Annotated in this window: 10 protein-coding genes; 4 read left to right on the top strand and 6 right to left on the bottom strand. The window is 65.3% G+C overall.

Features of this window, described 5'->3' with window-relative positions:
• Positions 1-60: 60 nt before the first annotated feature.
• The gene (locus NDB2M1_RS12180; RefSeq protein WP_072382681.1) at positions 61-1,254 is read right to left on the bottom strand and encodes an acyl-CoA dehydrogenase family protein; all 1,194 of its coding nucleotides are present in this window, start codon (positions 1,252-1,254) and stop codon (positions 61-63) included.
• Positions 1,255-1,624: 370 nt separating this feature from the next.
• Between NDB2M1_RS12180 and NDB2M1_RS12175 the strand changes: the two genes are divergently transcribed.
• Together NDB2M1_RS12175 and NDB2M1_RS12170 are read left to right on the top strand one after the other, a co-directional pair.
• On the top strand, positions 1,625-4,054 hold the full coding sequence (locus tag NDB2M1_RS12175) for a TonB-dependent receptor domain-containing protein (RefSeq protein WP_072383193.1): 2,430 nt from the start codon (positions 1,625-1,627) through the stop codon (positions 4,052-4,054).
• A 244-nt stretch (positions 4,055-4,298) separates the two neighbouring features.
• The gene (locus tag NDB2M1_RS12170) at positions 4,299-5,300 is read left to right on the top strand and encodes a LacI family DNA-binding transcriptional regulator (RefSeq protein WP_072382680.1); all 1,002 of its coding nucleotides are present in this window, start codon (positions 4,299-4,301) and stop codon (positions 5,298-5,300) included.
• Here the strand turns inward: NDB2M1_RS12170 and NDB2M1_RS12165 are convergent.
• From NDB2M1_RS12165 to NDB2M1_RS12145, 5 genes are all read right to left on the bottom strand, one after another.
• Complete coding sequence (locus tag NDB2M1_RS12165; RefSeq protein ID WP_072382679.1) at positions 5,293-6,159, bottom strand: ROK family protein; 867 nt, start codon at positions 6,157-6,159, stop codon at positions 5,293-5,295. The genes NDB2M1_RS12170 and NDB2M1_RS12165 overlap by 8 nt on opposite strands.
• Positions 6,156-7,295, bottom strand: coding sequence for a glycoside hydrolase family 68 protein (locus NDB2M1_RS12160; protein WP_072382678.1), 1,140 nt, complete (start codon positions 7,293-7,295; stop codon positions 6,156-6,158). The genes NDB2M1_RS12165 and NDB2M1_RS12160 overlap by 4 nt, the downstream gene beginning before the upstream one ends.
• 41 nt (positions 7,296-7,336) lie before the next feature.
• Positions 7,337-8,677 carry an MFS transporter gene (locus NDB2M1_RS12155; RefSeq protein ID WP_072383191.1) on the bottom strand — a complete coding sequence of 447 codons (1,341 nt, stop codon included), beginning with the start codon at positions 8,675-8,677 and terminating at the stop codon, positions 7,337-7,339.
• 177 nt (positions 8,678-8,854) lie between these two features.
• Positions 8,855-9,799: a carbon-nitrogen hydrolase family protein gene (locus tag NDB2M1_RS12150; RefSeq protein ID WP_072382677.1), complete on the bottom strand. Its 945-nt coding sequence runs from the start codon at positions 9,797-9,799 to the stop codon at positions 8,855-8,857.
• Positions 9,800-9,842: 43 nt separating this feature from the next.
• Positions 9,843-10,445, bottom strand: a complete 603-nt coding sequence (locus tag NDB2M1_RS12145; protein WP_231625137.1) for a uracil-DNA glycosylase family protein — start codon at positions 10,443-10,445, stop codon at positions 9,843-9,845.
• A gap of 57 nt (positions 10,446-10,502) precedes the next feature.
• Here NDB2M1_RS12145 and NDB2M1_RS12140 point away from each other — a divergent pair, with 57 nt between their 5' ends.
• On the top strand, positions 10,503-11,246 hold the full coding sequence (locus tag NDB2M1_RS12140; RefSeq protein ID WP_072382676.1) for an SDR family NAD(P)-dependent oxidoreductase: 744 nt from the start codon (positions 10,503-10,505) through the stop codon (positions 11,244-11,246).
• A gap of 1 nt (position 11,247) precedes the next feature.
• Entirely contained in the window at positions 11,248-11,844 is a 597-nt protein-coding gene (locus tag NDB2M1_RS12135; protein ID WP_072382675.1) for a 2-hydroxychromene-2-carboxylate isomerase, read from the top strand.
• The last annotated feature ends 265 nt before the right edge of the window (positions 11,845-12,109 follow it).

Raw genomic sequence — 12,109 nt, 5'->3', positions numbered from 1 at the left:
GTCCTCAAATCCCGCTAAAGGGCCGCCGCGGCACATGCTGCGCGGCGGCCTCATGTCAAATCAGAGCCCCAGCACCATCTTGGCGATGATGTTGCGCTGGATCTCGTTGGAGCCACCGTAGATCGTCGTCTTGCGGGTGTTGAAATAGGTCGGCGCGGCGCGGTGCGCGTAGTCCGGACCGATCGGGTGCTCGTTGTCGCCTTCCCCGAAGCCGCGGAAGTAGGGCGCGCCGTAGTGGCCCACCGCTTCCAGGGTCAGCTCGGTCAGGCGCTGCTGGATTTCCGAACCCTTGATCTTGAGCAGGCTCGATTCCGGCCCCGGGCCCTTGCCGGCGCTCTCACCAGCGAGGCTGCGCAGTTCGGTGAACTCGAGCGCGGTGAGGTCCATTTCCAGCTCCGCGATCTTCCGCTTGAAGAAGGCGTTGGCGATCAGCGGCTTGTCGCCGTCCATCTCCGCCCGCGCGATGGTCTTCACCTTCTCGATCCCGCGCTTCGAAGCCGCGACCCCCGCGATCCCGGTGCGCTCGTGGGCCAGCAGGAACTTGGCGCAAGTCCAGCCCTTGTTCTCTTCGTAGACGCGGTTCTCCACCGGCACGCGCACGTCTTCGAGCCACACTTCGTTGACTTCGTGCTCGCCGCCCAGCGTGATGATCGGGCGCACTTCGATGCCCGGCGTCTTCATGTCGACCAGGAGGAAGCTGATGCCTTCCTGCTGCTTGGCATCGGGATCGGTACGGACGAGGAAGAAGCCCCAATCGGCGTGCTGCGCCATCGTCGTCCAGGTCTTCTGGCCGTTGACGACATAGTGATCGCCGTCGCGCACCGCCTTGGTCCGCAGCGAGGCGAGGTCGGAGCCCGAACCCGGTTCCGAGTAACCCTGGCACCACCAGTCCTCGCCCGACAGGATGCGGGGGAGGAACCTGGCCTTCTGCTCGGGCGTACCGAAGGTGTAGATCACCGGGCCGACCATCGAGAGGCCGAAGGGCATCAGGCGGATGCAGTCCGCGCGCGCGGTCTCCTCGGACCAGATGTAGCGCTGCGTCGCCGTCCAGCCGGTGCCGCCGTATTCGACCGGCCATGCAGGGGCGACCCAGCCCTTCTTCGCCAGCACCTTGTGCCACGAGAGGAAGTCTTCCTTCGAAAGTTCGTCGCCTTCGTCCTGCTTGCCGCGCAGTTCGGCCGGATAGTTCTCGGCGATGAACGCGCGCACCTCGTCGCGGAACGCGAGGTCCTCGGGGCTGAACTCAAGATCCATGATGCTCTCCCTTTATATTCAAGGCCTTGAAGGCCGCGAAACGACGGGACTCGGCGCGCAGCCACGCATCCGGTCTCCTGTACCCTCCATCCTTCCACTTTACGTAAACGTCAAGAGGGGCGTTGGTCTACGGAGTATCGGAGCGCTTGCAGAGGGCAGTCGATTCAGGCGTGACATGGAAGACACAGGTTTGCCGTTCCCGTGCTAAACTTGATTCAATCGCTTGCATTACACCTTGCAGATGCTCCGCTCATTTGCGAGTGGAGCGCAAAGAAAGCGCATCGATGGCTCGATTCGCTGCCGACGTTGGCACAAAAGTGCACGCACAAGGGAGAGACCTGTGAAGCAGACGTTCAATTCTTATCGCGCGATTCAATCGTGTGCATCAATCCTCGCACTCGCCGTCGCCGGCCTTGCCGCGCCTGCCTGCGCTGAAGATGCTGCTGCCACCGCCGCCGAAGCACCCGCCAGCGATGCCGAGATCGTCGTCACCGCCGTCGCTCGCAGCGCCAACAAGCTCGACAGCTCGGTCTCGGTCAGCTCGCTCAATGCCGAGACGATCGCCGCCGCCGCGCCGCGCTCCGCCGCCGAACTGTTCCGCAGCCTGCCGGGCATCCGCTCGGAATCGTCGGGTGGTGAAGGCAACGCCAACATCCAGGTCCGCGGTATCCCGATCTCGACCGGCGGTGCCAAGTTCCTCCAGCTGCAGGAAGACGGCCTCCCGATCCTCGAATTCGGCGACATCGCGTTCGGCAACGCCGACATCTTCCTCCGCGCCGATTTCAACGTCGCCCGCGTCGAAGCGGTCCGTGGCGGCTCGGCCTCGACCTTCGCTTCGAACTCGCCCGGCGGCGTGATCAACCTGATCTCGAAGACCGGCAACCAGGAAGGCGGCTCGATCCAGGGCACCGTCGGCCTCGACTACGGCGAATATCGCATCGATGCCGATTACGGCGGCAAGCTGAGCGACACCCTGAGCTACCACGTCGGCGGTTTCTACCGCGTCGGCGAAGGCCCGCGCCGTGCCGGTTATGATGGCAACAAGGGCGGCCAGATCAAGGGCAACATCACCAAGACCTTCGACGGCGGCTTCTTCCGCCTGAACTTCAAGTACCTCGACGACCGCGCCATCGGCTACCTGCCGAGCCCGGTCCGCGTGACCGGTACCAATGCCAACCCGAATTACCAAGCCCTGCCGGGCCTCAGCCCCAACAACGACACCATCCACAGCGCCTTCTTCACCCGCGCGGTGACGCTCGATGGCCAGAACAACCGCCAGGTTGACGACATCCGCGACGGCATGCGCCCGCTCGTGAAGTCGATCGGCTTCGAGACGCAGTTCGACGTCGCCGATGGCTGGACCGTCAACGACAAGTTCCGCTACGCCAATATCTCGGGTGGCTTCAACTCGCCGTTCCCGGCGGGCGCGGACACCATTGGCAACCTTGCCACCGGCATCGGCGGCGCGGGCGCGACGGCGGTCTTCGCCAACGGTCCCAACGCGGGTCAGGCCGTCCCCGCCGGCGCCTATGCGATCAACATCGTGCTGTTCAACACCAAGCTGCGCAGCCTCGACAACATCACCAACGACCTGAAGATCAACCGCAAGTTCAATCTCGGCAGCGGTTCGCTCGATCTCACCGCCGGCTTCTACAAGTCGCGCCAGACGATCAACATGGACTGGCTGTGGTCTTCCTACCTGCTCGAAGCGAAGGGTGACAACGCCGCGCTCATCGACGTCCGCAACGCCGCCGGCGCGCTCCAGACCGATGGCGGGCTCGTGTCGTACGGTGCCTCGTTCTTCGGCAACTGCTGCCGCCGCACCTACAACCTCGATTTCGATACCAACGCGCCCTACTTCGCCGCCAGCTACAACAGCGGCAAGTTCACCGTCGACGGCAGCTTGCGCTACGACGCCGGCAATGCGCGCGGCTATGTCGCGGGTGACGGCCCTGTCGTGCCGACCGATGTCGATGGCAACGGCGTGATCTCGGTGCCGGAATCGAAGACGACGATCCTGCCGCTGAATGCCCAGCGCCCGGTCAACTACAACTACAATTACTGGTCGTACTCGTTCGGCGCCAACTATCGCCTCGCGAACGATCTATCGGTCTTCGCGCGCTACAGCCGCGGCGGCCGTGCCAATGCCGATCGCTTCGTGTTCGGCGGCAACACCAGCCCGACTTCCGGCGCCCTGCTCCCCGGTGCGCGCCCGGTCGACTTCGTCCGCCAAGCCGAAGCGGGTGTGAAGTACCAGTCGGGCGGCCTCGCGCTCTATGGTACCGCGTTCTGGGCCAAGACCGAGGAACAGAACTACGAAGCGACCACGCAACGCTCGAGCGCCAACACCTACCGCGCCTATGGTATCGAACTCGAAGGCGCCTACCGCATCGGCGACTTCTCGCTGAACGCGAGCGGCACCTGGACCAATGCCAAGATCATCAAGTCGCTCGACGCGACCGTGATCGGCAACCGTCCGCGCCGCCAGGCCGAGTTCATCTACCGCTTCGCGCCGACCTACAACACCGATCTGTTCTCGATCGGCGGCAGCGTTGTCGGCACGACCTCGAGCTACACGCAGGACAGCAACCTGCTGAAGCTGCCCGCCTTCGCGCAGGTCAACGCCTTCGTCGCGGTCCGCCCGCTGAAGCGCGTGCAGGTTTCGGTCAACGCCAACAATCTGTTCGACACTTTCGGCTTCACCGAGGCCGAAGAAGGCGCGATCCCGGGCAACGGCATCGTCCGCGCCCGCTCGATCAACGGTCGCACGATCTCGGCTTCGCTCAAGCTCGACTTCTGAGCCGACGCCGGACCGCAAGGACTCCAGTCCCCCGGGTGCGCCAGTCTGCATCCGGGGGATTTTCTTGTTCGATCCGCGCAGGCGAGGGAAACAAACTTGTCTCGAGGTTACCCTCCCAAGTGGTCTTCGCGATTATCCTGTGGCATGGGACTTGTCCGCCAGCAGCGGAAGTCGGAGCAGACGTCGCGATTGATGCCCGCTCTGTCTCCGCCTGAAGACATTGATTTGCCATGACGCTTTCTCGATGACCGGGCCCAAGACCCTCAAGGAGCTTGCCGAACTGGCGGGCGTCACCAGCGGCACGGTCTCGCGCGCCCTGTCGGGCTCGAACCTCGTCACGCCCGCCACGCGCGACATGATCGTGGCGCTCGCCCGGCAACATGGCTTCACGCCCAACGCGACCGCGCGCAACTTGCGCATGCGCAAGACGAACACGATCGGCGTGGTCATCCCGCTCGGCCACGAAGTCCGCCAGAACATTTCCGACCCGTTCTTCATCACGATGCTGGGCCTGCTCGCGGACAAACTGACCAACCGCGGCTACAGCCTGCTCCTTTCGCGCGTGGTTCCGACCGACGAAGACTGGCTGCTCAAGCTGGCGCGTTCAGGCCAATCGGATGGCATCATCGTGATCGGCCAGTCGGACCAGTCCGCCGTGCTCGACCGCGTGGCCGAGCTCTATCGCCCGCTGGTTGCATGGGGCTCGCACCTTGCAGGGCAGGCGCATTGCTCGGTGGGATCGGATAACTTCCGCGGCGGGGCGCTCGCCGGTCAGCATCTGATGGAGCGCGGTTGCCGCAACGTGGTGTTCTTCGGCGATCCGCGCGCGATTGAGATCGGTCAGCGCCTCGAAGGCTGCCAATCCGTGATCGCTCGTGCGCCGGGCGTGGAGTTCAACGCTGTCCCCACGCACCTCGTCGCCGATGAAGCCCAGAGCGAGATTGCCAAGTACTTCCGATCAAAGGTCAACCGGCCGGATGGTGTCTTCGCCGCGTCGGACGTCATCGCCGTCACCGCCATGCGCGTACTCGCCGAGCAAGGCTTGTCAGTTCCCGGCGACGTGAAGGTGATCGGGTACGATGGCTTGCCGCTCGGCGAGCACACGATGCCTCCGCTCACCACGATCGCGCAGGATCTGGAGCAGGGTGCGGAAAACCTCGTCAACAGCGTGATCCAGCGCATCGCGGGGGAGGAGATCCATTCGGTCATCCTCCAGCCGCGCCTGCTCATCCGCGAATCTACCTGAGCGCGAGGGCCAGCGCGCCGAGCAGCCCGGCATTGTCACCAAGGCCCGGCGGCACGATCAGTTCATCGATCTTGCCTACGGTATAACCGCCGTTCGCCGCCAGGGCCTCGACCCGGATCAGATCGAGCAGACCTTCCGTCGCGGTCACGCCGCCGCCGAGCACGATGCGAGCCGGTTCCATCACCGTCTGGAAGGTCGCCAGCGCGCGACCGATGTACCAGGCGATAATGCCCTTGCCCAGATGACCGGCCGGCAGTTCCGAGAGCGACATGCCCCAGCGCGCGATCACCGCCGGACCACAGGCGAGGCCCTCAAGGCAATCGCCGTGGAAGGGGCAGGTTCCGGCGAAATCGAGGTCCACAGGATGGCGCGGCATGCGGATATGGCCCATTTCCGGGTGCGAGAGGCCCTGGAGCAACTGCCCGCCGCTGCAGAAGCCGCCGCCGATTCCCGTGCCGATGGTGAGGTAGAGCACCGAGCCGAGTCCGGCCCCGGCACCCCACAGCGCTTCTGACAAGGCGGCGCCGTTCACATCGGTATCGATCGCAACGGGCACGCCGAACCGCTCGAGGAACGGCTCGATCAAGCTCGCACCACTCCAGTGCGGCTTGGGTGTCGCCCGCACGCAGCCAAAGGCGGGAGAGGCGGGATCGAGATCGAGCGGCCCGAACGAGGCAATGCCGAACGCGGCATAGTCCACGCCCTGCGCCGCAAACCACTCCAACGCCGAGCCCAGCGTTTCAGCCGGGGTGGTCGTGGGAATGCGTTCCCGGGCGTAGATTGTACGCTCAGCATCGGCGACCCCCAGCACGAACTTGGTGCCGCCCGCCTCGATCAGGCCATAGCGCGCCGTGCTCATGCCGCGACTTCCGCGCGCGTGCCGTCGAGAACGAGGCAGAACACCGGCGCCGGCACCCCGGCAAAATGCGCTCGCCGCCACGCCGCGTCGCCATGGTCATTGCCCTTCAGCGAGTTGGGATAATCGACAAAGCCGTGCACGGTGAGCTCGTGCGTCACCCACCAGCTATAGGTCTGCACCGGCGCTTCCTCCGGATTGCCCGCGACCAGCCCGCTGCCGTTGAGCGGCAGCCACGGCCCCTCCATGCTTTCTGCCACCATGCCATAGAGCCCGTTGGGACCGTTGGGCACGCCCGGCGCGAAGACCTTCCGCTGGGTCGACCAGAACAGATAGTATCGCCCGGCGTGAAACACCACGTGGGGCCGCTCCTGCTCGTTGTTTAGCCCATCCGCGCTCAGCAACGGCGGCAGCACGGCCCAGCCTTCACCTTCGCGACGCAGCAGGCCGATGCAGCCGTTCCAGTCGCTTTTGGCGTCCTGCAGCGAGCCGGTGAACAGCAGATAGTCCGAGCCATCCCTCGGATCGCGAAAATGGGCCGGATCGCGGAATCCCTTGATGAAGCCCGGCACGCCCTGCGCGGCGGTCACCAGCATGTAGTGCGGGATCGGCCCTCCCGCGATCTCGCGCGGCGCGGTCCAACCCTTGATGGCAAAGGTGGTGGCGTCACCGGTCAGCGTGCCGGTCGTCTCGAACATGCGCTGGATGAAGGTCCTGGGTTCCTCGCCGCGCAGGCCCGATGCGGTCCAATACAGCGTCACCGCGCCTGTCTCGGGATCGTAGAGCGCTGACCCGGCCCATTCGCGACTGCCGGGATTGAGTTCATCGGGCAGGGCATTGCCGTGATCGCGCCATGCGCCGCCGCGCTCGGCCATCAGGCGGATGCGCACGATATCGTGCCGCGCTTCCGGGTCTTCGCCAGCCGGAGCCGAGAGCACGAACCACAGCGTCCAGCCATCGACCACCGCAGTGCTGCCGTCGGCCAGTTGCAGCGGCCAGAGGTCCCACAGATCGAAGCCCGGCAGCGGATGGTGCAGCCCTGCGCCTTCGACGAGCGGTATCTCATGGCAAGGCGAGATCCGCAGCGCGCGCAAGTGCTCGCTGGTCCAGAGCGCAGTGGGAGAAGCGAGAACGGGCATGAAGTTCGGTCCTGACGGAATAAAGGTTTTGCGAAGGGAATTCAGGCCGCAGCCAGCCCGGCCGCCCGCCGCGGATCGGGCACGCGCAGCATGGTGATCGCTCCCATGACCAGCAGCACGCCGGCAAAGGTCAGCGCATTGCGGGGGTCCGCGCCGAGCAGGTGGTTGTAGATCCAGCCAAAGGTGACGCCGTTGATCAGCATCGGGATCACGATCATCATGTTGAAGATGCCCATGTAGACCCCGGTCCGCTCAGGCGGGATCGAGCCTGCAAGGATGATGTAGGGGTTGCCCATTATGCTGGCCCAGCAGAAGCCCAGCATGACCGCGATCAGCAGCAGCGGGGTATGGCTGCCAAGGTCCGGCATCGCCAGCACGGTGAACAAGACGCCGGGGGCACTGGCCGCGCTCGATACGTGTGCCAGCGCCAACATGCCCAGCCCGCCAGCCGCAAGGCACGCCATGTGCACCCGCGATGCGCCCAGCGCGCGCGAGATCGGCACCATCGCCAGCGCCGCGACAAAGCCGACGAGGTTGTAGAACGCGCCGAGCTGCTGCGTGGTCAGCACTGCCGCGCGGAAGGCTTCGCTGCTCTTGTCGGCGGTATCGTAAATCGAGCGCCCGATCGAAAGCGAACTGTATGACCAGTAGATCGAGAAGCCGTACCATTGGAACAGGCTCATCCACGCCATCGAACGCATTGCCTGCGGCATTTCCACGATGGCGCGCCCGATCTCGCCCAGCGTCGCCCCGGCGGAGCGCGGTGCGGCGGCGATGCGGGCCTTCTCGTCCTCGCTGAGCGGCAGTTCGGGCACGCGCCAGATCGACCACACGATCGTGGTGATCGACAGCACCGCGCCGATCATGAACGAGATATGCGTGATCGTTGGGATATTGTGCGCATCCACCGCATTGCGGTCGATTCCCACCCAGTAGACGAGGATCGAGGGGGAGAGGAACGCCAGGCACTGGGCAAGGCCGGTGAACGCGCTCTGGCTCAGATAGCCGATCTCGTGCTGGCTCTCGTCAAGCCGGTCGCTGACGTAAGCTCGGTAGGGCTCCATCGTGATGTTGTTGCCGGCATCGAGCAGCCACAGCAGGCTCGCCGCCATCAGCAGGCTCGAAGAAAAGGGCATGAACAGCAGCCCAAGACTGCACATCACCGCGCCGAGCAGGAAGTAGGGCGTGCGGCGACCGAACTTCGAACTGGTGCGGTCCGAAAGCGCGCCAACCAGCGGCTGGATGAGGAGGCCGGTCATCGGCCCCGCTAGCTGCAGGATCGGAAGGTTCGATTCGTCGGCGCCGAGCCACGAGTAGATCGGCACCATGTTGCCCTGCTGCAGGCCGAAGCTGAACTGCAGGCCGAGGAACCCGAGGTTCATCTCGATCACGCGTGCAAGCGAGAGGATCGGCTTGTGTTTTGCCGCACCTGGTGTGCTCGACTTGGGCTTGGTCAGGTCCAACGGCTCTCTCCCGCACGACTCTCGAAGGAGCCTTATCCGACCCGCTTACCTCAAGATTTGCCTTGATTCAATCGAGTGAATCAATTGCACGTGCAATCACGCTTCCTCGTCCTGCCAAGCCACTGCCGGCTTTGCCCGGCGGTCGACGGTGAGGCGGAACACGTCGGGCCGGGAATAGTGGCCGACCGGGTCGAAATCATAGCGGGCACGGGCAATTTCGGTCGGGTCGATATCGGCATAGAGCACCGTCTCGCCGCTGTAGTCCGGCCCCGCCAGCACTTCGCCGAGCGGTCCTACGATCAGGCTGCCGCCACGCATCAACACTGTCTCGGGATCCTCGCCCAGCACGCATTCCTGCCCCTCGGGCACATCGCGCCGCCGCAAGAACTGGCAGGCGGAAAGCACATGGCAGCGCCCTTCGAGCGCGATGTGGCGCATCGTCGAAACCCAGCCGTCGCGGTCGTCGGCGGTCGGCGCGCAGTAGAGCGTCACGCCCTGGCCATACATCGCCATGCGCAGCATCGGCATGTAGTTTTCCCAGCAGATCACCGCTCCCACGATTCCCAGAGCCGTCTCCACCGCCGGCAGGGTGGAACCATCGCCAAAGCCCCAGACGAGCCGCTCCGCCGCTGTCGGCATCAGCTTGCGGTGGTGCGCCATGGTGCCATGTTCACCATCGATGATGAGCGCGGTGCAGTAGAGCGTCGAGCCCATCCGCTCGATCACGCCCATCACCACGATCATGTCCGCCGCGCCCGCCGCCTCGCGCACCAGCGCAATCTCGGGGCCGTCCAGCATCACGGAGGCCGCGTAGTAGCTCGCGTAGGCCTCGCGCCCTTCGGGCAGACGCAGGCCAATCGGCGCGCCGAACCGCGCCCCCTTGGGATAGCCGCCGATGAAGGCCTCCGGAAACACCGCCAGCCGCGCGCCCGCAGCTCCGGCTTCGGCGATCAGACTGGCGGCCTTGGCAGCGGATGCGCCGCCTCCGGCCGGATCGGACGCCGCCTGCACGACAGCGGCGCGAAAGGGTGTGGTGCTCATGCCTTCAAGCTAGCACGCCTCGGCTGGCGCGCGAGGTGCAAACTTATCCGATCCGCGCTGCAACGGCCGCGCGCAATTCGGGCAGGATATCCGCTTCGAACCACGGGTTGTCTCTCATCCACAGCACGCTGCGCCAAGCCGGATGAGGCAGGACAAACACGTCAGGCGAACCACTGCCCCGCCGCACGCGTTCGGCCAGCTTCCCCTTGCCGGGCGCATAGCGGGCGTGGGCATAAGTGCCGATCAGCAGCGTGAGCCTGTCCGGCGGCAGGACCTCCAGCGCCCGTGCATGCCACAGCGGCGCGCATTCGGGGCGGGGCGGCATGTCTCCACCGCTGGCCTTGCCCGGATAGCAGAAGCCCATCGGCAGCATCGCGACTTTGCCGGGATCGTAGAAATCCGCCTCGTCGATCCCCATCCAATCGCGCAGCCGCCGCCCGCTGTCATCGTCCCACGGCACGCCGCTGTCATGCACCTTGCGCCCCGGTGCCTGCCCGATCAGCACCACGCGCGCACCGGCGCCCAGTTGTACGACTGGACGTGGCGGATGCGCCAGCTTCTCCGCGCAGACCCGGCAGGCGGCGATTTCGTCCAGCAGGGGTCCTACGTGGTCCATCCTTGCCTTGTCGCCGATCCTTGTCCGCATTGCCAGCCGCCCGTCCGGCAAGCTACGACAGTGCCAGAAGCAAAACGGGGGAGTGCCATGAACGAACTATCGCCCGCTGGCGTCTGCCTCGTCATCGGCGCCGGTGATGGATTGGGCGGAGCCATTGCGCGGGCTTTTGCGCGCACCGGCCTCACCGTCTGCGTCACCCGCCGTGCCCGCCACCTCGATCAGCTCGAAGCGCTCTGCGCCGAGATTCGCAGCGAGGGCGGCACGGCGCATGCCTTCGGCGTCGATGCCCGCTCCGAGGAGGAGACCGTCGCTTTGTTCGACAAGATCGAGCGCGAAATCGGCCCCATCGAAGTCGCCGTGTTCAACATCGGCGCCAATGTCCGTTTCGGCATCCGCGAGACGACAGCCCGTGTGTTCCAAAAGGTGTGGGAAATGGCCTGCTTCGCCGGGTTCCTGGCAGGCCGCGAAGCCGCTCGGGTGATGGCGCCGCGGGGGCACGGCACGATCCTCTTCACCGGTGCGACTGGCTCCCTGCGCGGCGGTGCCGGGTTTGCCGCCTTCGCCGCCGCCAAGCATGGCCTGCGTGCGCTCGCCCAATCGATGGCGCGCGAACTTGGCCCCGAAGGCCTCCACGTCGCCCACGTCGTCTGCGACGGCGCCATCGACGGCACCTTCCTGCGCAGCCGCGTGGAGGATGTCGCCCCGCTGCTCGCGGAGGATTCCGTGCTCAAGCCCGAAGATGCCGCAGAGGCTTTCGTGTGGCTGCACCAGCAACCCCGCTCGTCATGGACGCACGAGCTTGACCTTCGCCCCTGGCAGGAGCGCTTCTGACATGACCAAAACTATCGAGTTCATCTTCGATTTTGTCAGCCCCAACGGCTACCTCGTGTGGCAGCCGCTGCAGGAGCTCGCCGCGCGCAAGGGCGCGACAATCACGCTCACCCCGGCGCTGCTCGGCGGCATGCACAAGCTCACCGGCAATGCCCCGCCGTTCATCCGCGACGCCGATGTGAAGGGCAAGAGCGCTTACGCCCAGCTCGAAATGCAGCGCTTCATCGTCCGCCATGGCCTGACGAAGTTCCGCATGAATCCGGCCTTCCCGTTCCGTTCGGTCGACCTTCAGCGCCTGCTGCTCGCCGCGATCGATCTCGGCTGCGGAGAGGCCTTTGCCGAAGCCTTCCTGCGCGCGATCTGGGAAGACGGGCTCAACCCGGCTGACACGACCGCCGTCGACGCCGTTATCGCCGCAGCAGGTCTGCCCGCCGCTGCGCTGGCAGAGGGTGCCCAGTCCGCCGAGGTCAAGGACCGCCTTGCCGCGAACACGCAGAACGCGGTGGATCGCGGGGCGTTCGGCATCCCCACCTTCTTCGTCGATGGCGAGATGTTCTTCGGCAAGGAACGCCTCGGCCAGATCGAGGAGTTGTGCTAGCCGTTTTGGTCGCGGAGTTTGATGGTGCACGATCCATGCAACGAGGAAAGGCTGCGCTATCGGACAGGTTTGGAGACCGTCTGGTCGACGGCAGCTAGCTCGTTCAACCGGTTCTATGGCTGCCTGCCCTAGATCAAAATCCACTCTGCGCCGAGGTTGCCGAGGTTTCCGCCGCCGATGATGGCGGTGTCGTTGATCAGCCATGAGGCGTATGTGCCGGCCGCGTCGCGGAACAGCAGGTCGCTTCGTCCGTCGCTGTTGAGGT

This window comes from Novosphingobium sp. NDB2Meth1 (assembly GCF_900117425.1).
Lineage (GTDB): Bacteria > Pseudomonadota > Alphaproteobacteria > Sphingomonadales > Sphingomonadaceae > Novosphingobium.
This window is presented reverse-complemented; position numbering and strand designations above follow the sequence as displayed.

Excerpts from the sequence above, each read along its gene's own strand:
- NDB2M1_RS12155 (WP_072383191.1), bottom strand. The coding sequence starts at position 8,677 with ATGAACCTCGGGTTCCTCGGCCTGCAGTTCAGCTTCGGCCTGCAGCAG.
- NDB2M1_RS12140 (WP_072382676.1), top strand. The coding sequence starts at position 10,503 with ATGAACGAACTATCGCCCGCTGGCGTCTGCCTCGTCATCGGCGCCGGT.
- NDB2M1_RS12165 (WP_072382679.1), bottom strand. The coding sequence starts at position 6,159 with ATGAGCACGGCGCGCTATGGCCTGATCGAGGCGGGCGGCACCAAGTTC.
- NDB2M1_RS12145 (WP_231625137.1), bottom strand. The coding sequence starts at position 10,445 with ATGCGGACAAGGATCGGCGACAAGGCAAGGATGGACCACGTAGGACCC.
- NDB2M1_RS12170 (WP_072382680.1), top strand. The coding sequence starts at position 4,299 with ATGACCGGGCCCAAGACCCTCAAGGAGCTTGCCGAACTGGCGGGCGTC.
- NDB2M1_RS12160 (WP_072382678.1), bottom strand. The coding sequence starts at position 7,295 with ATGCCCGTTCTCGCTTCTCCCACTGCGCTCTGGACCAGCGAGCACTTG.
- NDB2M1_RS12135 (WP_072382675.1), top strand. The coding sequence starts at position 11,248 with ATGACCAAAACTATCGAGTTCATCTTCGATTTTGTCAGCCCCAACGGC.
- NDB2M1_RS12150 (WP_072382677.1), bottom strand. The coding sequence starts at position 9,799 with ATGAGCACCACACCCTTTCGCGCCGCTGTCGTGCAGGCGGCGTCCGAT.
- NDB2M1_RS12180 (WP_072382681.1), bottom strand. The coding sequence starts at position 1,254 with ATGGATCTTGAGTTCAGCCCCGAGGACCTCGCGTTCCGCGACGAGGTG.